Annotated in this window: 27 protein-coding genes; 18 read left to right on the top strand and 9 right to left on the bottom strand. The window is 68.6% G+C overall.

Translation table 11 applies throughout. From position 1 onward, the window contains the following. The first annotated feature begins 287 nt into the window (after nucleotides 1–287). The 6 genes from mihF to IU450_RS39520 all read left to right on the top strand — a co-directional run bounded on the left by mihF (nucleotide 288) and on the right by IU450_RS39520 (nucleotide 7,024). Nucleotides 288–608, top strand: coding sequence for an integration host factor, actinobacterial type (mihF, locus tag IU450_RS06735; RefSeq protein ID WP_028476708.1), 321 nt, complete (start codon nucleotides 288–290; stop codon nucleotides 606–608). Between the two features lie 8 nt (nucleotides 609–616). Beyond that, nucleotides 617–1,201, top strand: a complete 585-nt coding sequence (gmk, locus tag IU450_RS06730; RefSeq protein ID WP_062973597.1) for a guanylate kinase — start codon at nucleotides 617–619, stop codon at nucleotides 1,199–1,201. Nucleotides 1,202–1,227: 26 nt separating this feature from the next. Continuing rightward, the gene (rpoZ, locus tag IU450_RS06725; RefSeq protein ID WP_039798918.1) at nucleotides 1,228–1,509 is read left to right on the top strand and encodes a DNA-directed RNA polymerase subunit omega; all 282 of its coding nucleotides are present in this window, start codon (nucleotides 1,228–1,230) and stop codon (nucleotides 1,507–1,509) included. A 43-nt stretch (nucleotides 1,510–1,552) separates the two neighbouring features. After that, nucleotides 1,553–2,776: a bifunctional phosphopantothenoylcysteine decarboxylase/phosphopantothenate--cysteine ligase CoaBC gene (gene coaBC / locus IU450_RS06720; protein WP_195148918.1), complete on the top strand. Its 1,224-nt coding sequence runs from the start codon at nucleotides 1,553–1,555 to the stop codon at nucleotides 2,774–2,776. 233 nt (nucleotides 2,777–3,009) lie between these two features. After that, nucleotides 3,010–4,221, top strand: a complete 1,212-nt coding sequence (gene metK / locus IU450_RS06715) for a methionine adenosyltransferase (RefSeq protein WP_195148917.1) — start codon at nucleotides 3,010–3,012, stop codon at nucleotides 4,219–4,221. 46 nt (nucleotides 4,222–4,267) lie between these two features. Continuing rightward, nucleotides 4,268–7,024: a hypothetical protein gene (locus IU450_RS39520; RefSeq protein WP_416382853.1), complete on the top strand. Its 2,757-nt coding sequence runs from the start codon at nucleotides 4,268–4,270 to the stop codon at nucleotides 7,022–7,024. A gap of 82 nt (nucleotides 7,025–7,106) precedes the next feature. On the opposite strand, the gene IU450_RS06705 is transcribed toward IU450_RS39520, so the two are convergent. Next, nucleotides 7,107–7,949, bottom strand: a complete 843-nt coding sequence (locus tag IU450_RS06705) for an NAD(P)H-binding protein (protein WP_195148916.1) — start codon at nucleotides 7,947–7,949, stop codon at nucleotides 7,107–7,109. Between the two features lie 73 nt (nucleotides 7,950–8,022). On the opposite strand from IU450_RS06705, the gene IU450_RS06700 reads away from it, so the two are divergent. The 7 genes from IU450_RS06700 to IU450_RS06670 all read left to right on the top strand — a co-directional run bounded on the left by IU450_RS06700 (nucleotide 8,023) and on the right by IU450_RS06670 (nucleotide 13,034). Next, complete coding sequence (locus IU450_RS06700) at nucleotides 8,023–8,601, top strand: TetR/AcrR family transcriptional regulator (protein WP_195148915.1); 579 nt, start codon at nucleotides 8,023–8,025, stop codon at nucleotides 8,599–8,601. Between the two features lie 102 nt (nucleotides 8,602–8,703). After that, nucleotides 8,704–9,357, top strand: coding sequence for a PadR family transcriptional regulator (locus IU450_RS06695; protein WP_195149556.1), 654 nt, complete (start codon nucleotides 8,704–8,706; stop codon nucleotides 9,355–9,357). Between the two features lie 60 nt (nucleotides 9,358–9,417). After that, the gene (locus IU450_RS06690; RefSeq protein WP_195148914.1) at nucleotides 9,418–10,425 is read left to right on the top strand and encodes an esterase/lipase family protein; all 1,008 of its coding nucleotides are present in this window, start codon (nucleotides 9,418–9,420) and stop codon (nucleotides 10,423–10,425) included. Between the two features lie 101 nt (nucleotides 10,426–10,526). After that, nucleotides 10,527–10,733, top strand: a complete 207-nt coding sequence (locus IU450_RS06685; protein WP_195148913.1) for a hypothetical protein — start codon at nucleotides 10,527–10,529, stop codon at nucleotides 10,731–10,733. After that, the gene (locus IU450_RS06680) at nucleotides 10,730–11,149 is read left to right on the top strand and encodes a MerR family transcriptional regulator (RefSeq protein ID WP_195148912.1); all 420 of its coding nucleotides are present in this window, start codon (nucleotides 10,730–10,732) and stop codon (nucleotides 11,147–11,149) included. Before IU450_RS06685 ends, IU450_RS06680 begins: the two co-directional genes overlap by 4 nt. Nucleotides 11,150–11,235: 86 nt before the next feature. Then, complete coding sequence (locus IU450_RS06675; RefSeq protein ID WP_195148911.1) at nucleotides 11,236–11,814, top strand: TetR/AcrR family transcriptional regulator; 579 nt, start codon at nucleotides 11,236–11,238, stop codon at nucleotides 11,812–11,814. Continuing rightward, nucleotides 11,811–13,034 carry an NADH:flavin oxidoreductase gene (locus IU450_RS06670; RefSeq protein WP_195148910.1) on the top strand — a complete coding sequence of 408 codons (1,224 nt, stop codon included), beginning with the start codon at nucleotides 11,811–11,813 and terminating at the stop codon, nucleotides 13,032–13,034. The genes IU450_RS06675 and IU450_RS06670 overlap by 4 nt, the downstream gene beginning before the upstream one ends. 49 nt (nucleotides 13,035–13,083) lie before the next feature. Here IU450_RS06670 and IU450_RS06665 read toward each other — a convergent pair whose 3' ends face one another. The 3 genes from IU450_RS06665 to IU450_RS06655 all read right to left on the bottom strand — a co-directional run bounded on the left by IU450_RS06665 (nucleotide 13,084) and on the right by IU450_RS06655 (nucleotide 15,578). Further along, on the bottom strand, nucleotides 13,084–13,368 hold the full coding sequence (locus IU450_RS06665; protein ID WP_195148909.1) for a hypothetical protein: 285 nt from the start codon (nucleotides 13,366–13,368) through the stop codon (nucleotides 13,084–13,086). 171 nt (nucleotides 13,369–13,539) lie between these two features. Continuing rightward, nucleotides 13,540–14,154, bottom strand: a complete 615-nt coding sequence (locus IU450_RS06660) for a DUF5134 domain-containing protein (protein ID WP_195148908.1) — start codon at nucleotides 14,152–14,154, stop codon at nucleotides 13,540–13,542. Nucleotides 14,155–14,159: 5 nt separating this feature from the next. Beyond that, complete coding sequence (locus tag IU450_RS06655; RefSeq protein ID WP_195148907.1) at nucleotides 14,160–15,578, bottom strand: hypothetical protein; 1,419 nt, start codon at nucleotides 15,576–15,578, stop codon at nucleotides 14,160–14,162. A gap of 512 nt (nucleotides 15,579–16,090) precedes the next feature. Between IU450_RS06655 and IU450_RS06650 the strand changes: the two genes are divergently transcribed. Beyond that, nucleotides 16,091–16,924, top strand: a complete 834-nt coding sequence (locus IU450_RS06650) for a hypothetical protein (protein ID WP_324197570.1) — start codon at nucleotides 16,091–16,093, stop codon at nucleotides 16,922–16,924. 97 nt (nucleotides 16,925–17,021) lie between these two features. After that, the gene (locus IU450_RS06645; RefSeq protein WP_195095360.1) at nucleotides 17,022–17,267 is read left to right on the top strand and encodes a CsbD family protein; all 246 of its coding nucleotides are present in this window, start codon (nucleotides 17,022–17,024) and stop codon (nucleotides 17,265–17,267) included. A gap of 102 nt (nucleotides 17,268–17,369) precedes the next feature. On the opposite strand, the gene IU450_RS06640 is transcribed toward IU450_RS06645, so the two are convergent. Both IU450_RS06640 and IU450_RS06635 read right to left on the bottom strand, forming a co-directional pair. Then, complete coding sequence (locus tag IU450_RS06640; RefSeq protein WP_195148906.1) at nucleotides 17,370–17,585, bottom strand: hypothetical protein; 216 nt, start codon at nucleotides 17,583–17,585, stop codon at nucleotides 17,370–17,372. Between the two features lie 128 nt (nucleotides 17,586–17,713). After that, entirely contained in the window at nucleotides 17,714–18,916 is a 1,203-nt protein-coding gene (locus tag IU450_RS06635; protein ID WP_195148905.1) for an acyl-CoA dehydrogenase family protein, read from the bottom strand. 158 nt (nucleotides 18,917–19,074) lie between these two features. Between IU450_RS06635 and IU450_RS06630 the strand changes: the two genes are divergently transcribed. Continuing rightward, entirely contained in the window at nucleotides 19,075–19,956 is an 882-nt protein-coding gene (locus IU450_RS06630) for a TetR family transcriptional regulator (protein WP_195148904.1), read from the top strand. Nucleotides 19,957–20,067: 111 nt separating this feature from the next. Then, nucleotides 20,068–21,024, top strand: coding sequence for an alpha/beta fold hydrolase (locus tag IU450_RS06625; protein ID WP_195148903.1), 957 nt, complete (start codon nucleotides 20,068–20,070; stop codon nucleotides 21,022–21,024). Between the two features lie 33 nt (nucleotides 21,025–21,057). On the opposite strand, the gene IU450_RS06620 is transcribed toward IU450_RS06625, so the two are convergent. Continuing rightward, a complete protein-coding gene (locus IU450_RS06620; RefSeq protein WP_195148902.1) occupies nucleotides 21,058–22,590 on the bottom strand; it encodes an acyl-CoA synthetase in 1,533 nt (510 codons plus the stop codon). A 227-nt stretch (nucleotides 22,591–22,817) separates the two neighbouring features. Here IU450_RS06620 and IU450_RS06615 point away from each other — a divergent pair, with 227 nt between their 5' ends. Beyond that, nucleotides 22,818–22,982, top strand: a complete 165-nt coding sequence (locus IU450_RS06615) for a hypothetical protein (RefSeq protein WP_195148901.1) — start codon at nucleotides 22,818–22,820, stop codon at nucleotides 22,980–22,982. A gap of 48 nt (nucleotides 22,983–23,030) precedes the next feature. Here the strand turns inward: IU450_RS06615 and IU450_RS06610 are convergent, their stop codons facing one another. Together IU450_RS06610 and IU450_RS06605 are read right to left on the bottom strand one after the other, a co-directional pair. Beyond that, nucleotides 23,031–24,281 (bottom strand): SGNH/GDSL hydrolase family protein, encoded by a 1,251-nt coding sequence (locus tag IU450_RS06610; protein WP_195148900.1) that lies wholly within the window; start codon nucleotides 24,279–24,281, stop codon nucleotides 23,031–23,033. Nucleotides 24,282–24,968: 687 nt separating this feature from the next. Beyond that, the gene (locus tag IU450_RS06605) at nucleotides 24,969–25,328 is read right to left on the bottom strand and encodes a hypothetical protein (protein WP_195148899.1); all 360 of its coding nucleotides are present in this window, start codon (nucleotides 25,326–25,328) and stop codon (nucleotides 24,969–24,971) included. Nucleotides 25,329–25,366: the final 38 nt, after the last annotated feature.

The raw sequence follows: 25,366 nt of genomic DNA, 5'->3' as shown, positions 1-25,366 counted from the left end.
CGGTCGAGGGGTTGCTGGAGCGATGCGCCGCGGTGTCGCAACCCTTCCGCAAACCACTCGGTCTGTCGAAAACTCCCTGCTGGCGGCACATTTCGCGAGCTCGTCACGGTGAGCCGCGCGGTGGCGCGGGCGGACCGCCACCGGCGCCGCCCCGGTGCACCCGGTATTCGGAATCATGCGCTGACCTGGGGGGTGGGTTCGCAATCGGCGGACGTCGTGGGTACGGTCGCTGAGACTGCCGGGTTACCGGCAGGAGTTGATGCAATGAACGATGAGACGGAGGAACCGTGGCCCTTCCCCAGCTGACTGACGAGCAGCGCGCCGCTGCTTTGGAGAAGGCGGCTGCCGCTCGCCGCGCTCGGGCGGAGCTCAAGGAGCGCTTGAAGCGTGGCGGCACCAACCTGAAGCAGGTCCTCACCGACGCCGAGACCGACGAGATCCTCGGCAAGATGAAGGTGTCGGCGCTGCTGGAGGCCCTGCCGAAGGTGGGCAAGGTCAAGGCGGCGGAAATCATGAGCGAGCTGGAGATCGCCCCCACCCGGCGGCTGCGCGGACTCGGCGACCGGCAGCGTAAGGCGCTGCTGGCCCGGTTCGACTTCGACGCCTGACGACGAGGGTGATCGAACACACGCGGAAGGGTCGGCTGGTAGTACTGGTCGGCCCCTCGGCCGTGGGCAAGTCCACCGTGGTCCGCTGTGTCCGCGAACGACTGCCCGACCTGGTCTTCAGCGTGTCGGCAACGACCCGGGCCCCGCGGCCCGGGGAGGTCGACGGCCTCGACTATCGCTTCGTCTCCCGTGCGGAGTTCGACGCGATGATCGAGGCGGATGAGCTGCTCGAATGGGCGGACATCCACGGCGGGTTGCAGCGTTCGGGCACGCCTGCCGGGCCGGTTCGCGCCGCTCTGGCCGAAGGCCTTCCGGTGCTGGTCGAAGTGGATCTGGAGGGCGCTCGGTCGGTGCGCCGGGCGATCCCGGAAGCGATCCTGGTGTTCCTGGCCCCGCCGAGCTGGGACGAGTTGGTGGCGCGGCTGACCTCGCGCGGCACCGAGTCGCCCGAGGTGATCGAGCGCCGGCTGGAAACCGCCAGGATCGAGCTGGCGGCCTGTGACGAGTTCGACATCGTTATCGTGAACGACGAGGTGACCAGCGCCTGTGAGCAGTTGGTATCGTTGTTCGTTAGCACAAATTCGAGTTCGTGACCTCCCAAACACCAGGAGTCCCCCTAGTGAGCAGTACGGACACCAAGACCGCGCCCGCCTACGACACGCCGGTCGGCCTGACCAACCCGCCGATCGACGAGTTGCTCGAGCGCACGTCGTCCAAGTACGCCCTGGTCATCTACGCGGCCAAGCGGGCCCGCCAGATCAACGACTACTACAACCAGCTCGGCGACGGCATCCTCGAGTATGTCGGCCCGCTGGTCGAGCCGGGTCTGCAGGAGAAGCCGCTGTCGGTCGCCCTGCGCGAGATCCACTCCGACCTGCTCGAGCACTCCGAAGGCGAGTGAGGCGAACCGAGTTCGCCGTGACCACTACTAGGCCGGAGGCGTAGTGACCACAAGGATCGTCGTCGGCGTAGCCGGAGGAATCGCCGCCTACAAGGCGTGCTCTCTGGTCCGGCGGTTCACCGAGACCGGACATGACGTCCGGGTGATCCCCACCCACTCGGCGCTGGAGTTCGTCGGCAAAGCGACCTTCGAGGCACTGTCCGGGAACCCGGTGCACACCGGCGTGTTCTCCGACGTGCCGGAGGTTCCGCACGTTCGGCTGGGCCAGGAGGCGGACCTGGTGGTCATCGCCCCGGCGACCGCCGACCTCATGGCGCGCGCCGCGTCCGGCCGTGCCGACGACCTGCTCACCGCCACGCTGCTGACGGCCCGATGTCCGATCTTGTTCGCGCCCGCGATGCACACCGAGATGTGGGAGCATCCGGCGACCGTCGCCAACGTCGCGACGCTGCGCGCCCGCGGTGCGATCGTCATGGAGCCCGCGGCGGGCCGCCTCACCGGCGCCGACACCGGTCCCGGACGGCTGCCCGAGCCCGAGGAGATCTTCGGCCTCGCGTCGCTGCTCATGGAGCGCGCCGACGCGATCCCGCGTGATCTGGAGGGCCGCCGGGTCGTCATCACCGCAGGTGGCACCAGGGAACCGCTGGATCCGGTGCGATTCCTCGGTAACCGCAGCTCCGGCAAGCAGGGCTACGCGCTCGCGCGGGTCGCCGCCCAGCGCGGCGCCCACGTCACGCTCATCGCGGGCAACACGATCGAGATGGCGGCGCCCGCCGCCGTCGACCTGGTGCACATCACCACCGCCGAACAGCTGAAGACCGCCGTCGACAAGCACGCAGTCGGCGCCGACGCGGTGATCATGGCCGCGGCCGTCGCCGATTTCCGGCCGACCAACGTCGCCGCCGCCAAGATCAAGAAGGGTGCGGGGGAGCCGGACGTCATCGCGCTGACCAAGACCGACGACATCCTCGCCGGGCTGGTGCAGTCGCGACGCGACGGACAGTTGCCCGGCACCGCGATCGTCGGCTTCGCCGCCGAGACCGGTGACGAGCACGGCGACGTCCTCACCCACGCGCGGGCCAAGCTCGCGCGCAAGGGCTGCGACCTGCTCGTGGTCAACGCCGTCGGCGAGGGCAAGGCGTTCGAGGTGGACACCAACGACGGCTGGTTGCTCGGCGCGGACGGCACCGAGCAGGCGCTCGATCACGGGTCGAAGGCGCTGCTGGCCAGCCGGGTGCTCGACGCGCTGAGCGTGTTGCTGCGCTGAGCCGGGCCGCGTGCCTGCCAGGATCGACGGCTGATCGGTCGTTCGTTCGCGCCGCCGTCATCATTTCGGTACCGCCGGGACACCGCCGGTTCAGCTGTCAGGAATGGCTTCGGGGTAGCTCCCCGCCGTGTCGGTGATTTGGAATAGTCTGGGATATAAGGGTTGCGCAGTCGCGACATCGCGTTACTGTCGCAACCCGATACGAGTAACCCGTTGAGGGAGAGGGAAGAACTGTGCGCACGTCCGGGAGCCGGCTTTTCACCAGTGAGTCCGTGACCGAAGGTCATCCGGATAAAATCTGTGATGCCATCAGCGATTCCATTCTCGACGCATTGCTCGCGGAAGATCCGCGCAGCCGGGTCGCGGTGGAAACCCTCGTGACGACGGGCCAGGTCCATGTCGCCGGTGAGGTCACCACGTCGGCGTATGCCGATATTCCGCGAATTGTCCGGGAAAAGGTCCTGGAAATCGGATATGACTCTTCCGCAAAGGGATTCGACGGAAATTCGTGCGGTGTCAATATCGCGATCGGCGCGCAGTCGCCGGATATCGCGCAGGGTGTGGACACCTCACACGAGGCGCGCGTCGGCGGCTCCGACGACGAGATCGAGCGCCAGGGCGCGGGCGACCAGGGCTTGATGTTCGGCTACGCCACCAAGGACACCCCTGAGCTGATGCCGCTGCCGATCGCGCTCGCGCACCGGCTGTCGCGCCGCTTGACCGAGGTGCGCAAGTCCGGTGTGCTGCCCTACCTGCGCCCGGACGGCAAGACCCAGGTCACCATCGAGTACGAGGGCGACCGCCCGGTCCGCCTCGACACGGTCGTCATCTCCACCCAGCACGCCGCCGACATCGACCTGGACAACCTGCTCGCGCCCGACATCCGTGAGAAGGTGCTCGATGCGGTGCTCGCCGACCTGGAAGTGCCCACGCTGGACACCTCGAACATCCGCCTGCTGGTCAACCCCACCGGCAAGTTCGTGCTCGGCGGCCCGATGGGCGACGCGGGCCTGACCGGCCGCAAGATCATCGTCGACACCTACGGCGGCATGGCCCGCCACGGTGGCGGCGCCTTCTCCGGCAAGGACCCGTCGAAGGTGGACCGTTCGGCCGCCTACGCCATGCGCTGGGTCGCGAAGAACGTGGTCGCGGCCGATCTGGCCGAGCGGGTGGAGGTCCAGGTGGCCTACGCGATCGGCAAGGCCGCCCCGGTCGGTTTGTTCGTCGAGACCTTCGGCACCGAGAAGGTCGACCCGGCGCGCATCTCCACCGCGATCACCGAGGTCTTCGATTTGCGCCCCGGCGCGATCATCCGCGACCTGGACCTGCTGCGCCCGATCTACGCGCCGACCGCCGCGTACGGCCACTTCGGCCGGACCGACGTCGACCTGCCCTGGGAGCACACCGACCGCGCGGACAAGTTGCGCGCGGCCGTCGGACTCTGATCTCGATCAGGTCCGAGTGAACGAACCCGCGGCGGACACCCCCGCCATCGAGGCGGACGGTCCGTCCGCGGGTCCCGCGGCTGTGCAGTTGCCGATCGCCCGGGTGCTCCCGCTGCTGTCGCCGGCGCATCTCGACCGCGACTTCGACTACTTGGTGCCCCCCGAGCTGGATGATCTCGCCCAGCCCGGGGTCCGGGTACGGGTCCGTTTCGCGGGCCGCCTGGTCGACGGTTATCTGCTCGCGCGCTCGGCGCACACCGACCACGGGGGCAAGCTGGTCAAGCTCGAACGGGTCGTCTCCGGCGAACGCGTGCTGACGCCCGAGATCCTCGACCTGGCCGGCGCGGTGGCCGATCGGTATGCGGGCACCCGCGCCGACGTCCTGCGCCTGGCCATCCCCCCTCGCCATGCCCGCACCGAGACCGGTGGCGGCAAGACATCCACTGCCGCCCAAACTGTTTCCGCCGAATCGGTCGTTCCCGCTGTCCCCTCGGCGCCGCATGACGGGCGTGCGGACGACATCGCAATCGAACACGACGGCGATTCAACGTCTCTCGATTCTCGACTCTCGGATTCCCCTGCTACGGAAACCGAGTCGGCGGTGGTCGGCGGTCCACGAGTGCCGACGAACGACGGAGTCGCTGGAGCCGGGGAACTCAGTGACAGCCCGGTGAGTGGGCAGCGCGCGCCGAATCACGAAACCGCTGGACCGAGGGAACCCAGTGATAGCTCGGTGAGTGGGCAGCGCGCGCCGGATCACCAAGCCGCCGGAGCGAGGGAACCGAGTGACAGCCCGTTGAGTGGGCAGCCGCACGCGCCGGATGGCGGGGCCGGTGGAGCCGGGGAATCCAGTGATAGCTCGGTGAGCGGGCAGCCGCAGACGCCGGATCACGGAGCCGCCGGAGCGCGGGCCATGAGGGCTGCGAATCCGGTGAGTCGGCAGTCGCAGACGCCGGATGGCGGAGGCATTCGAGCAGGGGAATCGAGTGCGAGCCCGGCGAACGGGCAGCCGCACCCTTCGGCACCCGGCAGCGACGAGCCCGATGCCGGGTTGCCCTCGGAGCCGGGGGCATCACGCCCGGTCGGCGAACGAATCGACACCGAGCAGGGCACGGACGCCGCCTCCGCGGACCGGGCTGCCGGTGGCGACTCGCCGGTCCCGCAGGAGCTCTCGGCTCTGGATATGGATATCGCGGCCTGGGAGCGCTATGTGCACGGCGCGGCGTTCGTGGGTGCGCTCGCGCAGGGGAAAGGGGCTCGCGCGGCCTGGCAGGCGCTGCCCGGCGAGGACTGGCCCCGGCGGCTGGCCGAACTCGCCGCCGTGGTGGCCGGGCAAGGGCGCAGCGCGATCCTCATGGTGCCCGACCAACGTGATCTCGACCGGGTGCTGGCGGAATGTGTACGGCTGGTGGGGGATTCGGCCGTCGGACTCGCCGCCGGTCTGGGGCCCGCCGCCAGATATCGCCGCTGGCTCGCGGTGCTGCGCGGTTCGGCGCGGGTGGTGGTCGGCACGCGCAGCGCGGTGTTCGCCCCGGCGGTGAACCTCGGCCTGATCGCGCTCTGGGACGACGGCGACGACACCTACGCCGAACCACGCGCGCCGTATCCGCACACCCGTGAGGTCGCGATGTTGCGTGCCCACGAGACGGGCGCGGCGTTCGTCGCGGCCGGCTTCGCGCGCACCGCCGAGATCCAGGCCGTGGTCGATTCCGGCTGGGCGCACGATCTGGTGGCCGACCGCGCCGTACTGCGCAAGGCCGCGCCCCGGATCAGCGCCCCCGGCGACAGCGACGTCGCTCTGGAACGGGATCCGGTAGCGCGCGCCGTGCGGATTCCCGGCGTCGCCTTCGCCGCCGCTCGTGCCGCTCTGAAGGAGGGCGCGCCGGTGCTGGTGCAGGTCCCGCGCCGCGGCTACATTCCCGCGCTGGCGTGCGGGAAATGCCGCACTCCGGCCCGATGCAGGCACTGCAACGGGCCTCTCGCGCTGCCGGAGGCCCGCGGATCGCGGGGAGCGGCCGAATCCGGCGCGGCCGCGCAGAGTCCCGCTTGTCGTTGGTGCGGGATCACCGAGGCCGCGTTCCGCTGCACCACCTGTGGGTCGCGGGCGCTGCGTGCCGTGGTGATCGGTGCGGCGCGCACGGCGGAGGAGCTGGGGCGCGCCTTTCCCGGCGTGCCGATCCGTGGTTCCGGCGGCGGCGCGGTGCTGAACACCGTGGAGCCGGGCCCCCAAGTGGTGGTCTCGACGGTCGGCGCCGAACCGGTGGTACCCGGCGGTTACGGCGTCGCATTGTTGCTCGACGGCTGGGCACTGCTCGGTCGTGCCGACCTGCGGGCCGCCGAGGACGCGCTGCGCCGCTGGATGGCGGCCGCGGCGCTGGTCCGTGCGCACGGCCAGGTCATCGTGGTGGCCGAGCCGTCGATCCCCACCGTGCAGGCGCTGGTCCGGTGGGATCCGGTGGGCGCGGCGCGTGCCGAGGTAGCGGCTCGCGCCGAGGTCGGGTTCCCGCCCGCGGTCCGGCTCGCCGCGATCGACGGCACCGCCGACACCATTGCCGAACTGCTCGCGGCGGCGGACCTGCCCGATACCGTCGACCGCCTCGGGCCGGTGCCGCTGCCGGACGGCGCCCGCAAGCCCTTCTCCTCCGGCGATTCGCCCGCCGAAGTCGAACGTCTGCTGCTGCGGGTCGAGCGCCGCTCCGGAGCGGCGCTCGCCCGTGCCTTGCGCGCCGCCCAAGCGGTCCGCAGCACACACCGCTCCGACGCCCCGCTCCGCGTCCAGATCGACCCGGTCGACATCGGCTGACGAGCACTGCGGACGCGCGAGCTTCCGGTGCGATCCTTCCGCGACCGCCCTGTAAGGGCGACTCTCGCCCGGTGCGCGAGCGTCAGACGAAGGCCGCTCGATTGCGGACGGCCCAATCGGCGTACTTCGTGGCGGGCCGCCCGAGTACGCGGGGCACATCGGGGCTGATCAGCTGCTCGGCGGGTGTCGGCTCGCCGAGGATCGTCAGCGTATGCTCGACCACCGGCTCTGGCATGAAGCGGACCATTGCCGAGTGGGCCTGTGCCCGAGTCAGTTCCACGAAGCGCAGCGGTTCGCCGAGTGCCGTTCCGAGTGCGTCGGCCTGCGCTCGTGGCGTGGCGAGTTCGGGACCGGTCAGGGTGTAGACCTGTCCGGCGTGCCGGTCGTCGCGCAACGTGGTCGCCGCGACGGCGGCGATGTCGGCCGGATCGATCGAGGGGAGACCGATGTCGCCGAACGGCGCGGCGACCATACGCTCCGTGCGCACCGAATCCGTCCACGCGTAGGTGTTGGAGAAGAACCCGGCAGGCCGAAGGAAGGTCCAGTCCATCCCGGAGTCCCTGATCGCCAGCTCGTAGGCGATGAGCCGGGCATAGCCCGCCGCGTCGGGCCGCGTCGCCACGCCTTGCGAGGACACGAAGACCACTCGGCGTATGCCCCCCGCGGCGGCGGTCTTCAGTACCTGCTCGGGTTCCGGGCCCGCCACCAACTGCTCGCCGGTGATCAAGAGAAACAGTGTGTCGGCCCCCGCGAAGGCGGGGGAGAGGCTTTCGGGCTCGCCCAGATCGGCACGGACCGATCGGACTGCCTCAGGCAGTGAGAGATCCGCATGCCGGGCGACGGCCGTCACCTCCTCGCCGGCGTCCGCCAGCAAGCGCACGAGCGGTGCGCCGATATTTCCGGTGGCTCCGGTGACCACGATCATTACTGCTCCTTAGTTAGTTGACTGACTAAATGCAATCTAGCCGGTAGTGGCAGTGCTGTCTACAGTTAGTTGTGTGACTGACTCACAAGCGGGGACCAGGGCGGGCAAACGGGAGCGGTTGGTCGAAGCCGCCGTGCGGGTGTTCTACCAACAGGGCGTGGAGAAGACGACGATCGCCGACATCGCTCGCGACGCGGATGTTCCGGTCGGCAACGTCTACTACTACTTCAAGACGAAAGACCAGCTCATCGAGGCGGCGATCGGTTCGCACGCACGCATCCTCGAGGCGGTCATCGCGGCGAGCGACCGGCACGACACGCCCGTGGAGCGACTGAAAGCGCTCATCGCGGGGTGGGTCGCCGATCGTGACCAGACCGTGCGTTACGGCTGCCCGTTCGGCACCTTGTCGTCGGAACTGGACAAGCGGGGCGACGGGTTGGACAGTGCGGCGGCCGATGTGATGCGCGTTTTGGTGAACTGGGCCGAACGGCAGTTCGCTGCGATGGCACGTGCCGACGCCCGGGAACTCGCGGTCGCCTACGTTGCTGCTTATCAGGGAATATCGCTGCTCACCAACACTTTTCGTGATCCGGAGCTCATGGTCACGGAGGGCGCGAGGCTGACGCGCTGGATCGACTCGTTGGCGGGCTGACCGCCCGGCGGGTCCGGACAATCGAACCGGGCCTTGCATTAGATGCATTGCCGATATATCGTCGATAACGTGAGAAGAACACGAGAGCCTTGGGAGGCCGAGATGGAACACCGAGAACAACGAGAATTCGGCCGGCGTGGTCGTGGACCACAGCCCGGTCACGAGGGCTTCGAACGCGGGCTGCGCTTCCGCCGGGGCGGACGGCACGGCTTCGGCCCAGAATTCGGGCCGGGCTTCGGCCCCGGTTTCGGACCCGGCTTCGGTCCGCACTTCGGTCGTGGCCGCGGCCGGGGCGGCCGCGGCAGGCGCGGTGACGTCCGGGCGGCCGTGTTGCTGCTGCTCACCGAGCGACCCATGCACGGATACGAACTGATCCAGCAGATCCGGGAACGCAGCGACGACATCTGGCGGCCGAGCCCGGGATCGATCTACCCGGCGCTGGCGCAGTTGGAGGACGAGGGCCTGGTCCTCATCGAGAAGGTGGCCGGACGTAAAACCGCGAAGCTCACCGAGACCGGCACCGAGTATGTCACGGCGCACCGGGACGAACTGGGCGATCCGTGGGCGGACGTGCAGCAGGATGTCGGGGCGCAGGCGATGGATCTGCGCGGGCTCGTCGGGCAGTTGATGGGCGCGGTCGCCCAGGTCGCGGCGGCGGGCACCCCGCAGCAGGCGGCGCGTGCGGCGGAGTTGCTCACCGAGACCCGCAAGTCCCTTTACCGCATCCTCGCCGAGGATGAGACCCCCGAGAAGTAGGGGAGGCGAAACACCCCGATAGCGCGGGCATTTCGAGCCGATCGGAGCGATCATTGTGATATGCGACAGTCGACTGGGTCGGGAGCCTGGGGTATTTCACACTTGCGTGGCGCTGTGCTGGCCTTCGTGGTCGCCTGCGCCACCGCGCTGGGCACGGGCGTGGTCTCGGCCGAGCCCGTCGGCTTCCGGCCGCCCGATGTACCGACGTACGCCGCGCCGCCGCAATCCGATCACCTGGCCGCCGCGTGGTATCAGAAGAGTCACCCGAACGCGGTTCCGAGCGGGACCAATGATTTCACCTGCGTGCCGAGCGCCGCGCATCCCCATCCGGTGGTACTCGCGCACGGGACCGATTCCTCGGCCTATTCCGACTGGTCAGGGATCGCGCCGCGACTGACCGCGGCCGGATTCTGCGTTTTCGCGATGAACTACGGCGGCAAGCCCGGGGCGGAGAGCTACGGCACCGAGGATCTGGTGCTCAGCGCCTACCAGATCGGCGCGTTCGTCGATCAGGTGCTCGCGGCGACCCGGGCGGACAAGGTCGACTTGGTCGGGTTCTCGCAGGGCGCGAACGTGACCCGGTACTACGTCAACAAGCTGGGCGGTGCGCCCGAGGTCGACCAGTGGGTCGGCCTCGCTTCGCCCAGTTACGGCGGCGTGATGTACGGGCTGGTGCCGGTCGCCCAGGCGATCCCCGGAGCGTTGCAGGCATTCGCCGCGGTGACCTCGCTCGCCGCGGTGCAGCAGGCCGAGGGGTCGCCGATCATGCTCGCCCTCAACGCGGGCGGCGACACGGTGCCCGGTGTGCGGTACGTGACCATCGGCAGCCGCGTCGACGAGATGATCCAGCCGTTCGAGAACATCGCGCTGCGGGGGCCGGGCGCGCGGAACCTCGCCCTGCAGGACCTGTGTCCCGCCGATCTCACCGGGCACTTCCACATGGTGTATGACCCGTTCGTGCAGGAGTTGCTGCTCACCGTCCTCGATCCGGGCAGTCCGGCTCCGGTGTGCCGGGCAGTCCCGTTGGGCACCGGCATCCCCGAGGTGATCATCGCGGGTAATTCCTGACTCGAAAGATCGCGGCTGGGCAGACGCCTGCCGCGTCCGTGATCCGGTTAACGACTCCGAAGGTTGCATCCGGTACCTGGGTACCGGCTTACCGTGGCGTCATGACCAACGATGCCTTCTCCGCCGATCGGATGCCGGAGACGTGCGCCCCGCCCGCCGCCCGGCGGGCAGGGCGGGCCGCGATCTTCGGGTGGTTCTTCGCCGAGCCCGGGCCGGTGCCGCCCATCGAGATTTCCGGCACGCAGGTCGACGTCTCGGACGCGTTCGCCCGCCGAGTGAGCATCTCGATCGGCGGCGAATACCGATGACCGAACTGCGCACCGGTGAGCTGGCCGCGGCTGCCGGAGTGAATATCCAGACGCTGCGCTACTACGAGCGACGAGGAATTCTCGCCGAACCGGACCGGTCCCCGGGCGGTCATCGCCTGTATCCGGAGCGGGCGCTCACCATGCTGCGCGTGATCAAGGCCGCCCAGCGGCTGGGCTTCACCTTGGACGAGATCGCCGATCTGCTCGCCGCCACCCGGAGGGGCCGCCGCCGGGCCGATGCCGGGTTGCAGGCGCGCGCGGCGGCCAAACTGGCCGAGGTGGACGCGAAACTCGCCGAATTGACCGCGGTGCGCGACACCCTGCGGGCCGCGCTCGCGGCCGGATGTGACGACCTGATCGCCTGCAGCGAAAGCCCCTGTTGTCCGGTGCCCTTCGCTGACGAGGACAGCCGCTGAGACGTCTCGGCAGCGGTAGGTTATATGCACCATCAATGGTTCAATCAATGATTGAACCATTGATGGGAACGTGGTTGACTGAGCGCATGCCGAAACAGGTCTCCGACTCCACGACCACCCGTGATCGTCTGCTGACGGCTGCCGAACGGCTGCTGCTCGAGGGGCGCTACGACGAGGTGTCGGTGCGCGGGATCTGCGCCGAGGCGAACGCGAATCCGGCGGCGGTGCACTATCACTTCGGGTCGAAGGACGCCCTTGTCGCGGCGCTGCTCGAGGAGCGGCTGGGGCCCGTGTGGGAGAGCAGGCTGTCCGCTGTCACCGGCGGGCGCGGCTCCATCACCGAAGTGGTGGATGCGGTGATCGAGCCCTTCGTCGCGTTGTCGGCCGATCCGATGGGTCGGTTGCACCTGCGGTTGCTGGCGCAATTCGTCCTCGGCAGGCATGTGACCGAATGGCGTCAGCCCTGGTTCCTGATCAATTCGTGGGTGAGCCTCTTGCCCGGGGTGAGCGAACGCGAGAGCCGGCGGCGGTGGATGTTGGCGTTCGACCTCGTCATCATGCGATTCGGGAGTGCGGAGCAACGAGAGATGTCGCAGGAGGCGGTGGCCACCCTCCGGGATTTCGTGGTGGCCGGCTTGACCGCGCCGACAGGAGAGAAACGATGAACGACGTATTCGCACCGGCCCAGCTCGGGCCGATCACCCTTCGCAACCGGGTGATCAAAGCCGCGACATTCGAAGGCCGCACGCCGGACGCTCTGGTGACCGACGAACTGATCGAGTTCCATCGCGAGGTCGCCGCCGGTGGCGTCGGGATGACGACCGTGGCGTACTGCGCGGTCGCTCCCGGCGGCCGGACCGACCGGCATCAGATCTGGATGCGCCCCGATGCCGTGCCGGGACTGCGCAGACTCACCGACGCGGTCCACCGGGAGGGCGCCGCGGTGAGTGCGCAGATCGGTCATGCCGGCCCGGTGGCCAACGCGGCCTCCAACCGGGCTCCGGCGCTCGCACCGAGCCGGATGCTCAGCCCGCTCTCGATGCGCATGATGCGAACTCCCGACGAGAACGGGATCCGCGAACTCGTGGCCGCCCATGCCGACGCGGCGAAGCTGGCCGAACAGGCCGGCTTCGATGCGGTCGAGATCCACTTCGGGCACAACTACCTGGTCAGCTCGTTTCTGAGCCCCAAACTTAACCGCCGCAAAGACCGGTTCGGCGGCACCCTGGCCAACCGGGCACGGTTGGCGCGGGAGATTGCCGCGGCCGTGCGGCGAGCCGTGGGTGGCCGTCTGGCCGTGACCGCCAAGCTGAACATGGAAGACGGCGTGCGCGGCGGGCTCACGGTGCCCGAGTCGGTGCAGGTCGCCGCCTGGTTGGAAGCCGACGGCACGCTGGACGCGCTGGAGCTGACGGCGGGCAGTTCACTGCTCAACCCGATGCTGCTGTTCCATGGCGACGCACCGCTGAAGTCGTTCGCCGACGTTCTTCCGGTACCGGCGCGCTGGGGTTTTCGTCTGGTGGGCAAGGCATTCCTGAAGGAGTATCCGTACCGGGAGGCGTATCTGCTCGAGCGCGCGCGCCACTTCCGGCGGGAACTGTCGATGCCGCTGATCCTGCTCGGCGGCATCACCGAGCTGGACACCATGCGGCTCGCGATGGCGGAAGGCTTCGAGTTCGTCGCGATGGGCCGTGCGCTGCTGCGGGAGCCGAACCTCTTGCATCGCATCCGATCCGACGCTTCCACCCGGTCGGCCTGCGTGCACTGCAACGAATGCATGCCCACGATCTACACCTGTACCCGCTGCGTGTTCCGTCCCGGTCAGCCGTCCGAACCCGTGGAGCTGACATTGTCGGCGGCGGGCGGCGTCGATGAAAAGGCATGACCAGCCCGGCGCTCGAGCCGGGAATCGCTGAGCGGCGCTTCGGCCGCGATCAGTGGCTGACCGCGCGCAGGATGGCGCCGTCCCGGACGAGGACGTGTCCGATCGCCTCGTGGTCGTTCGGCGTCAGGGAAGCACGGCGCCGCTTCCACAAGGACAAGCTCGCCGCCAACCCGGGATCGGCCTTGGCGTGAGCGCGGCAGTACTCGGCCAAGGTCACCCGAAGGCGTGGGGAGGTCGCGGGGTGTCCGGCGAGCTCGATCAGGCTGGTCAGCGTCTGGCAGGCGGACACGAAGTCGCGGACCGCGGCGGTCGGGCTTTTCGTGGGCTGGCTCATCGTCCCCTGGTTGTTTCGTGCGTGTCAGCGCATCGTATGAATATCTCCAAACCGCTTGTGGCAGAAAATATTCAGACACACGCGGAGCTTCGGCGCCACCAGAGGAGAGTCGGATCCAGCGCGCGATCGAACTTTTCTATCGGCGATCCGGGCGACTCCCGAGGTTCAGAGTTACGCCAGGCTTGCGACGAGCATCGCCGTCATCGCGATGTCCATGGCCAGATGCGGGAACACCGTGACAACGAGGCGGCGGCGGGTCGACTCGACGCCGCCGGGCGGGCGGATCACGGCCGCCGCCGCGACCAGCGCGTCGAGGAGGAACACGCCCGCGAGAAGCCAGCCGAGCATCGGGCACGGCAGATCCGCCGTGTGGTCGGTGGCCGCATGGTGGGCGTGCCCTGAGGCGGCAGTGGGGGACCCGAGAGTCGCGTAGACCATCGAGAGCGCCGCGACACAGTGATAGAGGGCGGCGCCGATCCGATGCTCGCGCTCGCCGGGACGGCCGCGTGTGCCGGCGATCAGCCACAACAGCGACGCGATGGCGAGGGCGCCGAACAGTTGGCGCCAGCGCGTGGCCGAGAGCGCCTCGCTCCACTGGTTCCCCATCACGGCCATGGCGGCGAGCATGACCAAGTGGAAGAGTTCCGAGCCCTGTCCGCCATACCGGTCGAGTCGTCGCGCCGCGGTGCGTGAACCGAGAAAGCCGGCGGCCGCTACCGCCGCGCCGCCGACGCACAGGACGATCATCGCCCAGTTCACCGCGGGCGGCAGGCCGGAGTGGTGCACGCGATCTACGCCGGAGTGACGCGCACGTCGCGCCGCCCGCCCAGGTCGACCTCGATGAGCCCGTCGCCGTTTTCGTCGGCGACCAGCATCGACTCGGTCGCGCCGACGAGGCGGTAACCGCGGTGCGGGATCAGCCGCTGCAGCCCCAGCCGCACTCGTTTCGCCCCGCTGCCGGGTCGGAGCACCAGCTCGAGTGCGCTGCCGTCGGTGACCGCCTTGGCGACCAGGACATCCGGATAAGGCGCGACGCCGAGGATCGGGCCGGTCCGCCACTCCGGCGGCACCGTACCGAGGATGAGGTCCCGCAATCCGTCGGGCCGGTTGAACCGGGCGAGCGCGTGGTGGGCGTTGGTCACCGTCGAGACTCCGGCGAAGCGGCGGGCGCCGTTGCGTTCCACGACTCGATACCGGTCGTGCATGGAGCGGACGAGGGCGGCGGCGAGGTCGGTCTCGCCCATCTCCGCCGCGGCGGTGGCCACGAAGATCCGCGTCATCCCGTCACCGTTGACCACGTTGTAGTTGCCGAGGTCGACGCGTGCGCGCGAACGGCCGCGCAGCCGTACGTCGTGCCCGTCGAAGTCGATGAATCTGTCCCGCAGGGTGGTCCAGGTGCCGCGCGCGAGATCGGGCATCTTCGCGTTGAGCCAGGCGACCATGCCGGCGTCGTAGCCGAGCACCGGCCTGCTGATGGTGATCGACGGGCCGAGCCTGCCCGGGATGAAGCGGCCGTTGCGCAGACGCCATCCGTCGTGCAGATAGCTGTGCCGGATCCGGTCGACCAGATCGCCGGTGAGCGCGGTGCCGTGCAGGCGGTCGTGCATCACCAAAGTGTTGTAGGCGAAGACATTGCAGATCGGATAGATCAGGTGGGGTTCGCAGGCGTACTGCGGACAGTTCTTGCGTGCGAGCATATTTCGCCGGAGCGCGCGGCTGAGCCGGGCGAAGTCGTACTCGTGTACCCGGCTCGGACTCCATCGCAGCGTCAACGAGCCGGGCCGGTCGAAGCTCGGATCGGCGTTGAGCGTTTCGTAGAGACCGATCATGACGCCGAAATAGCCGGTGTACATGACATTCGCATGCCGCATCGGATCGGTTTCCCTGCGGGCGTAGCCGATCAGGCTCTCGGTCGCCCAATATCCCCACACCCGCTTGTCGCACATCTTGAGGATGGCGTTGCGCTGCGCTTCGGCGAGGTAACCGGTGAAGGCAGGCGTCCTCGTGTATTGCGCCATCGCGAGCGCGTAGGTGATGAAGTTCAGCTGGTATCGCAGTGCGCTGCCCCCGATCTGCTCGATGCGGTCGAAACCGTCGAACCGGTCGAGAGGTTGCAGGGCGAGGTCGAGGACGAAGCGCTGGGCCGCCAGATCGTCCTCGTTCGACTCGGTGACCGGAGGCAGGGTGTGTGCGGCCGGTGCGCTGGTCATGCCGCGGCCTCGTGCCGTGCCGCGCCGGAAGCGGGGACGGCTGCCGGGCCGACGCGATAGGCGGTGGGCGGGAATTCCACGCTGTGGAATTCCCCGGGGTGCTCGGATCGGCCCCGCAGCCGATGCCGGAGCCGGCGAACACCGGCGACGAGGTAACCGGCAAGGAGACAGCACGGCATCGGACTACTCGCTTCCGCAGGCCACGGACGTTGTGGCAATGAGATGTTTTGAGACTTATCTTATCAATCTGGCTGCCTCCGGGGGAAGGCGCGCGGCGGGCGCGGGCGCGAATCGAGCTGCGTAACAGGGAAATCGGGCTCTAAACGCGCGGCGGTGCGTGAGGAGGACGACAGCACGACACGATGAGATGTTGATACATTTTTCATCGCAACATCTCATCGACTCATATCGGGAGAAGATCAGTGGGCAATGGACACGGCCGGAAAACGATCAGGACGGCGGCGGGAGTAACCAGCGCGGTGCTCTGCACGGTGATGGCAACGGTGGGGGCAGTGGCCGATCCGAATATCCAGGTTCCGGGCGCCGACGACGGCTTACCCAACTGCGCGGTGCTGAACATCAATGCCTTCGCCGGCTACATCGGCACCGGCGAACCGCGGCCGACCAGGGCGATGGACGAGAACTTCGCGTCCGCGCCGGTGGGGGACTGGTGCAACACGAACGTCGGGTATTCGTCCACCGGCTACGGCCCCGGGGGCGTGACCTTCGTCAACCCGCCGACACGTGATGGCCTGTTCCCCTACAACAACTCCGAGGTCCTCGCCAAGCCGGTGTTCGAACCAGGCCAGACGATGACCATCGACATCAAGGGCGCGCCCGACCTGACGACCCACAACGGCACCGCGGGCTGGGGCGTCTCGAACCGCTCGATCGATCCACTCGGACTCGAGATCGCCTGGTTCATGTACAACGGTTCGCACGGATTCCTCGGCGACGCAAGCGAACTCACCCGGCCGATCTTCAACGTCCTCGGTCAGGACCTGCCCCGCGGCTTCTTCCTGATGGTCAAACGGGGCGGCGAGCTGGTCCCGCAGATCACGCCGCTGGACCCGGCACTGCTGTCGGACGATCACGCCTACGCCGTGCGTCTCACCGAGGAACGCGTGGAGTTCTTCATCGACGGCGCGCCGGTCGGAGCGTTCGAGAGCCCGCCGCACGGCAAGGGCGTCAATATCCTGCAGAAGCCGGTGCCCCTGCTGGGTCAGGCCTGGCTCGATGGCAGCTACTGGTTCCCGCTGCCGATCCCGGAGTACAACGACCGTGAGCAGCGGCTCACGATGACGCGGTATCGGCAGGGACCGAGCGAGAGCACCCCGCTGCGCTGAAGCCCCGGATCCGAACTTTCTCGCCGGAGACGGTTCGAGGCCGGTCTCCCGGGTATGCGCGAGATGTCAGCTTGTTCCGATATTCCAGGAGGTTATTGTGGCTGAACATGGAAGCGGTGCCCGGGAAGGCGTCGAGGGCGTCGTCGAAGATGCCAAGGGCAAGGTGAAGGAAGCGGCCGGTACCCTCACCGGTAAAGAGGGCCTGAAGGACGAGGGCCGCGCGCAGCAGGACAAGGCGGAATCGCAGCGCGAGGCGGCCGGTAAGGAAGCCGCGGCCGAGAAGGCCAGGGCCGAGGCCGACGTCGACGAGGCCCGCCAGTCCGCGCATCAGCACGGACGGTAATCCACCCGCCCGGTTCGCCGGGCTGCCGACACCGCCGCCGTCAGCTCCGCTGGCGGCGGCGGATCGTCATCGCCGGCCGCTGCCACGGCCCGCGAGGCGCGGCTAGGCGTACGGCTCGACGGCGAGCACGTACTCGAGGCCCGTGAGCCGTTCGGCGACCTCCGGCGCCGAAGTGATGACTACTCGATTGGCGCCGCCGTCCTGGACGACTCTGCCGTCGGTTGTCCGCAGCCATTCGAAGAACTCGGTCCGAACGGCGTCGCCGCCGAGGTTTCCCGGATCCAAAAGGATGAGGTATTGGCGATCATGCGCTGACATACGACTCTCCTTTCCCTCATCACCATCGTGGACCGACCGGCTTCGACAACGAAGGGGCCCCCTCCCGACTCGCGTGCCGAATACCGGCGACGGCGAGGCCGGGACGGGGGCACGAAGGCCGAGGGCGGTCAGTCCCGGGCCGCGCGGCGGGCGGCGCTCACCGCACGCTTGGCGATGGCCCAGCGGTGCACCTCGGAGGGGCCGTCGTAGATGCGGAACGGCCGCACTTCACGAGAAAGGCGCGCCAGCGGGAGGTCGTCGGAGACGCCGAGTCCGCCGCACAGCTGGATGCTGCGGTCGACGATGCGGAAGATCGCCTCGGCGGCGAATGTCTTCGCGATGGACGTGGCGTTGCCCGCGTGCTCCCCGTTGTCCAGTTCCCAGCAGGCGCGCACCAGTAGCGCCCGGGTGGCGGCGATGTCGATCTCGTTGTCGGCGATCATCTTCTGCGCCATGCCGAGATCGCCGATGCGCGCCCCGAAGCCTTCGCGCTGAGCGACCCGCTCGACGGCGATGTCGTGTCCGCGCCGCGCCGCGCCCAGCCACCGCATGACGTGCGTCATCCGGGCCGGGCCCAGCCGGACCTGGGCGTATTCGAAACCGCGATCGACGGCGCCGAGCACCGCCTCGTCGGGGACGAACATGTCTTCGAAGAAGACCTCGCAGTGGCCGCCGATCATGGCCCGGTCCAGCGTGGTGATGTGCCTGCCCACGCGCAGGCCGGGCGTGTCGGCGGGCGCCAGGAACATGGTCGCGCCGCCGCGCTGCCCCGGTTCGCCGGAGGTTCGGGCCATCACGATGAAGAAGCCCGCCCCCTCGGCGCCGGTGATGAAGTGCTTGTGGCCGTTGATCCGCCAGCCGCCGTCCACCTGGCTGGCGCGGGTGGCCAGCGCCGCCGGATCGGAGCCGGCGCCGGGCGCGGGCTCGGTCATCGCGAAGGCCGAACGCACCTCGCCGCGGGCGAGCGGCTCCAGATAGCGGGACTTCTGCTCCGGATCGGCGATGTGGGCGAGCATGTGGACGTTGCCCTCGTCCGGCGCCGCGATATTGAGCGCCGTCGGCCCGAACAGCGAGTAACCCGCCTCCTCGAATACCGGCGCGCGATCCGACATCGACAGTCCGTGACCGCCGTACTCCACGGGTGCGTGCGGCGCGAAGACTCCGGCATCGCGCGCCTGCTTGTTCAGCGCGGCGCGCAGCCCGTCGCCGCCCGCGGCGGTGATATCGCCGTGGTATTCGTCCTCGATCGGCAGCACCGTCTCCCGCACGAATGCGCGGGTGCGGTCGGTCAGCGCCCGGACTTCCTCGGAATAGGTCAGATCGATCGGCATCGCGTATTCCTCCTCGATATCCGGAGCCTGTTCGTGTGACCGAACGATCGCTCCATCTGAACACTGTCCCACTGGGCTCGGTGGGTGTCAAAGGCGCGAATGTAGTCGATACTCTTCGGCAAGCTGCGGTCACGCGTTGTTCAGTTATTCTGAACGCTATGCGAAATGAGGCCGAGGACGCCGCACCCCACGCGGCGATCCGCCGTGCGCGCCGGGCGACCGGACTGTCGCTGCGCGAAGTGGCCCGGCGGCTCGAGGTGAGCCCCGCGACCCTCAGCGCCGTGGAGACCGGAAAGACCGGAATCTCGATCGCGCGGCTCATCCGCCTGTCCGATGTCCTCGGCGTGCCCGTTGCCCAGTTGCTCGGCGCCACTTCTTCCCCGGCCGGGCCGATCTCTCGCCCGGCCGACACCCCCGGTGCGCAGGGCGGCTGGCGCGCGTTCGATCCGTTGCATGTGGATCCGGTGCTGGCCGCCGCCATCGCCTCTTTCGTCGAGATCGGCTATCACGGCACGACCGTGCGCGCCCTCGCCCGGCGGGCGGGCACCAGCGTGCCCGGCCTCTACCACCACTACCGCGACAAACACGACCTGCTGGTCCGCATCCTCGACCTGACCATGGACGAACTGCACTGGCGAGTGCGGGCCGCCCGCGCCGAGGGCCGCGACAGCATCCACCGGGTGCGCCTGATCGTCGAAGCCTTGGCCCTGTTCCACACCCACCGCCGCGAGCTCGGTTTCATCGGCGCCAGCGAGATGCGCAGCCTCTCCCCGGGCGAACGCGCGCGCATCGCTCGCTCCCGCCGCGGTATCCAGGCCATCCTCGACGACGCGATCGCGGAGGCAAGCTCCGAGGGCCGCGTCGCCACCCACAACACCCGCGCCGCGGGGCGAGCCATAGCCACCATGTGCACCGGCATCCCACAGTGGTTCCGCGAATCCGGCCCGGCGACACCCGAGGAAGTGGCCACGCAGTACGGCGATTTCGCCCTCGGTGTGCTCGGGGTCGATCCGGCGCACGAGCCCACACCGCCACCCTAGGTGGTGATCGGCTCCACCTTGGGGAAAGGACCCACACTCTCGGGGGCCTGCTGCCGGTGGCGAACAAGGCGGAAGGTTGAACACATCACCGCCAGCGATCCGGAGCCGCTCATGTCGATCCTCACCACCATCCCCACCGTGGCGGAACGGCGTGCCACGGTATCGACCGAAGACGGCGTCGCTCTCGCGGTTCGCGAATACGGTCCGCGCGATGCCGACCTCACCGTCGTCCTCTTGCACGGCCACTGCCTGCGCACCGAGTCCTGGACCTACGTGCGCGACGCGCTGCTGCGCCGATACCCGGGCGCCAGGGTGGTCTGCTACGACCACCGCGGCCACGGCGACTCCGCGGCGGCGTCCCGGCGAACCTACAACCTCGAGCAGCTGGGCCGCGACCTGCGCGACGTGCTCGACGCGGTCGCCCCCACCGGACCGGTCGTCCTCGTCGGCCACTCGATGGGCGGCATGACCGTGCTGACCTACGCCGCTCGGCATCCGCACGAGATCGGCACTCGCGTCGTCGGCGTCGCACTCCTCGCGACGGCCGCGAGCGGGCTCGCCGACGCGGGCTTCGGCCGCCTTCTGCGCAATCCGGTCGTTTCCGCCTTCCAAGCGGCGGTGCGTCGTGCTCCGGGCCTGATGCACCACGCGAAGCTCGTGGCCTGCAGACTCTTCGCCCCGGTCATCCGTACGGCGGAATTCGGCGATCGCAAGGTCAGCTCGCGGGTGCTGGCGCTGGCCAACGCGATGCGCAACGAGACGCCGATCGTCACGATGGCGGCCTTCCTGAGCGAATTCATGGTCTACGACCGGACCGACGCACTCGAGGTTCTCTCGCGGATCCCCACGCTGGTGCTGTGCGGCTCCGGTGACCTGATGACGCCGCCGTCGCATTCCGTCGCCATGGCCGCGGCCGTCGAGTACTCCGACTTCGTGATGGTCGACGGCGCCGGTCACTCGGTGATCCTCGAGCAGCCCGGCCAGGTGGCCGGCGCCATCGCCCGCCTGATGAGGCGAGCGGCCGATACCGGTCAGGTCGCAGCCGCTCACCTCACCCTGGTCGCCTAGCCCGCTCGAGCACAGCCGCCGCCGACCTCGCGGTCACACGTAACGTTGGCGGAGTTTGCCCTTGACCAGCTTGCCGGTGGGGGTTCGCGGCAGGTCGTCGGCGAAGTCGAAACTCCTGGGCACCTTGTAGTGCGCGATGCGATCGCGCAGGTAGCCACGCAGCTCCGCGGCGAGCGCGGGGCCGGGCTCGGCGCCCGGCGCGGGCTGGACGACGGCCTTGACCGATTCGCCCATCTCCTCGTCGGGCACGCCGATCACGGCCACGTCCAGCACCTTCGGATGCAGGGCGAGCGCGTCCTCGACCTCCTGCGGATAGATGTTCACGCCACCGGAGATGATCATGAAGGCCTTCCGGTCGGTGAGGAACAGGTAGCCCTCTTCGTCGACGTAGCCGATGTCGCCGGTGGTGGTCCAGGTCGGGTGGCCGGGGTGAATCGCGTCGGCCGTCTTCGCGGGATCGTTGTGATAGGCGAAGGGAACCTCGTCGCGTTCGAAGTAGATGGTGCCGATCTCGCCCGTGGGAAGTTCCGCGCCGTCGTCGCCGCAGACCCGGATGGTTCCCAGACCGGCCTTGCCGACCGAGCCCGGCTTGCGCAACCACTGGTCGCTGTCGATGAAGGTCGCCCCGTTGGCCTCGGTCGAGGCGTAGTACTCGTGCAGGATCGGGCCCCACCAGTCGATCATCGCCCGTTTCACGTCGACGGGGCACGGGGCGGCCGCGTGCACGGCGACCCGCAGGCTGGACACGTCGTAGCGGGCGCGGACGGCCTCGTCGAGTTTCAGCATCCGGACGAACATGGTCGGTACCCACTGGCTGTGCGTCACGCGGTAGCGCTCGATCGCGGCCAGTGCCTGTTCGGCGTCGAACTTCTCCATCACCACGAGCGTTCCGCCGAGGGCGTGGACCACGCCGCCGAAGCGCAGCGGCGCGGCGTGATAGAGCGGGGCGGGAGACAGGTAGACGGTCTCGGTGTCGAATCCGTAGAGCGGGCCGAAGATCGCGGTGTAGGTGTCGCCGGGTGCGTCGCCCACCTGCCGATCCGGCAGCGGCTGCTCGATGCCCTTGGGGCGTCCGGTGGTACCGGAGGAGTAGAGCATGTCCGCACCGCGCGGCTGATCCGGCAGAGGTTCGGGCGACGCTGCCGCCTGGGCGTCCTCGTAGGACTTGTATCCCGGCACGTGGCCGCCGAAGGCCAGCCGGATGTCGACCGCCGGGGTTTGCGCGACGATCTGCTCAGCGGCGTCGGCGAGACCGGCCGACACGATCAATGCCCGCGCTGCGCAGTCGTTCACGATGTAGCTGATCTCGCTCGGCGACAGGTGCCGGTTGACCGCGGTGATGTAAAGCCCGGTTCGCAACGCCGCCCAGTAGACCTCGTAGACCTTCGGGTCGTTTCCCGACAGCAGCGCGACGTGATCGCCCTTGCGCAGCCCCGCGTCGTGCAGGTGCCGGGCGAGCCGAACCGAATTCTCCTCCAGTTCCCGGTAGGTCAGCACTTCGCCGCTTTCGGCGAGAACAACCGCTGGTTTTTCGGGGAATCGGTCGACGTGTGCGCCGGGGTACATGCGGCTCCTCGGTGGAACAGAGCGGTCGATGCTCGACCGCTCGGCTTGCACGGGCTCCCGGACTCACGGCCGCGCCGGCATCCCTGGTCTCCCGTCGAGCGGTTGCTCTGCCATCGAACGATAGCTGAAAGTAAACGGCGGTTCTGGTCTATTCGGCAAAGCGTGGCGGCCCGGGATTGAAACAGGTCCAGGCGGGTAGGTCGATCCGACAACCGAGGAGGGCTGCCATGCCACGCGCACAAGACCCCGACGAAGACGAAAAGGACACAGAGCGGCCGAAGGGCGTCGCACCGGGCCCGACCGATCAGGGCCGCCACGGTGGAATGGCGACCCGGGAAGTCGCACCGGAACTCGCCGCCCCGGATGACGAGCCCCGGGAGCCGACGAACTGATTCCGCTCTCACCCGATGGGCGGTTTGGCGCCCATCGGGAGAGGCGCCTTAGTCGTCCGTCTCGTTCAGGACGCGCGCGGCGGCGTCGGCCATTACCGAATACCCGGTGGGATTGGGATGCAGGTGGTCTCCGCTGTCGAACGGCGCGGCGAGGACGTCCGGGTCCGAGGGGTTCGCGAGAGCGCGCTCGAAGTCGATGACGGCGTCGAATTCGCCGGAGCTTCGTATCCAGGAGTTGACCGCGTCCCGGACCCGTTCGCCGCGTTCGCTGTAGTACGGGGCTCCGCGATAAGGAAGCAGGGTGCCGCCGATGATGCGCAGACCGTCCGCACGTGCCATGTGGATGAGGAGCCGATATTCGGCGATCAGCTGCTCGGCGGAGACCTCGGGATTCGGTCGCAGCCACAGCTCGGGGAGTTCACTGGCCCCGATGTCGTTGATGCCCGAGAGCAGGATCACGGTGCCGATTCCGTTCTTGTCGAGCACATCTCGGCGGAATCGGGTGGCCGCGCGTTGGCCCAGGTAATCCGAGTCCGACACGATCCGGTTTCCGCCGATTCCGGTGTTGAGCACGGCTCGGGGCGCGTCGTCGGCGAGGCGATCGGCCAGAGCATCGGGGTATCGGTTGTCCGCGTCGGTGCCGGCGCCCGCGCCGTCGGTGATGGAATCGCCGAAGGCAACCACACCGTCGCGATTCGGTGCGCCCCGGACTTCGACGTCGGCCAGGTAGTACCAGGAGTCGTCGGACTCGGTGAATGCCGCACCGGGGGTATCGGCGCTGTGATCGCCGTCCGCGCGGTATGAGGTGGCGTTGCCGAGGAAGTGGAAGGTGGCCGGCCCGGTTACCTCGCTCAGATAGAGGGTCACGGTAATCGACTGTCGCGCGGTGACCGGGAAATCGGTGGCGTCGGAGGTGAACTCGGCGCCGCGCGGGATCACCGCGCCCTGCGCACCGCCGAAGGTGAGTGGCCGCACGGTGCCCGGATGCACCGCCGCCCCTTCAGCGCTGCGCGCGATCGTGCCCGCCGCTATCCGCAACGGGCGATCGCCGAAGAGATTGGACAGCGTGATCCGGACGGATTCGCCTGCGAGGGTTGGGCGCACGGTCTGCCGGATGGTCTGGTCGACAAAGCCTTTCGTAGACCAGTTGGCCCCCGCCACATCGGCGGCGGCCATCTGCGCGGCGGACCAACCGTCGAGCCATATCTCGCGCTGCTGCGATCGGTCGCCGGCATACAGTGCTGTGCCCGTGACGGCCAGGAGCGACGCCGCCACTGCCGACAGCACGGCAGTTCGCATATTCCGCAGGCTCATCGACCCGAGCCCTCGCGGTCGTCGCGCACGGCGATTCCGATCTCGGAGCCGGTGTCTGCGGCGATCGACCTCGGTCGGTCGCCGTCCGGTCCGGCGAGGACCGGCCGGATACCCGGTCGAACCGATTCTGCAGTGCGGCGGCCGCCTGTGCGGCCGTTGACGCCGCCGGGGGCGATCTCCATATCGAACTCCGTTCGGTGCGTGTTTGTTCGAACGCTGAATCTACGGATCCGCTGTGAGCGTCAACATGGGCAAGAAGATCAGATTCTTGTCCGAAACACTCATCTGGCGCTACGACTGGCCTTGATCGGCACCGAACCATCCGGCGGCGAGTATCGGTTCGACGATATGAACCAGGCGCACAGCCTCGCCCAGGCAGCGAAAGCGCTGCTCGACCTCGCGCTCAGCCCTGTGCGACCCGAAACCTACGGCGAACTGGTCGAATTCGGCGTCGACCGCCCCTGGAGACAGCGGGCGCCCCACCTTCGAGCCACCGCCCACGGCGTCGGGGACCGGCGCCGGACCCGAGCCGCGCGCAGCGGTCAGCAGAGCGGTGGCTCCAGGCGGGGATGGCGATCCTCGCGCCGACACGCTGGAGTCCCGAAAGCGGTCCGGGTCGGCCCGCAGGCCGGCTGTGCCCGCGCCGAGGTAGTGGACCAGCCGTGCGGATATTCAGAACCGGATGAAGCCGGTGAGCATCGGCCGTACCGGCGCCTCGCCGGCCGGTCCCGAACGCAGCCCGGCGAGGACCTCGTCGGACATCTCGCCGTAGGTCTCGAACGACTGGACACTGCAGTGCGCCATGACGTCCTGGATGTAGGGATCGGACATCTTCCAATGCGCGAGTACGGCTGGGGAGTCGGGATAGAGCTGGAAACTATGGGCCAGGCCGCGTTCTTCGTCGACAAAGACCTGCACCATCAGCTGTGGGCCATGCTCCTCGACGAACGCCACCGCCCGCTGCACAGCCGTCGTGAACTGCTCGAGATGACCGTCGGTGATCCGCATGGTGTTGTGGAACAGAATGCTCATTCTCCGGATTGTTGAACCTCGAGGACGGTTGAGGTCAA

It is taken from the genome of Nocardia abscessus (assembly GCF_015477775.1).
Classification (GTDB): Bacteria; Actinomycetota; Actinomycetes; order Mycobacteriales; family Mycobacteriaceae; genus Nocardia; species Nocardia abscessus_A.
Note: the sequence above shows the minus strand (reverse complement) of the source record. Positions and strands in the feature narration are given on the sequence as shown.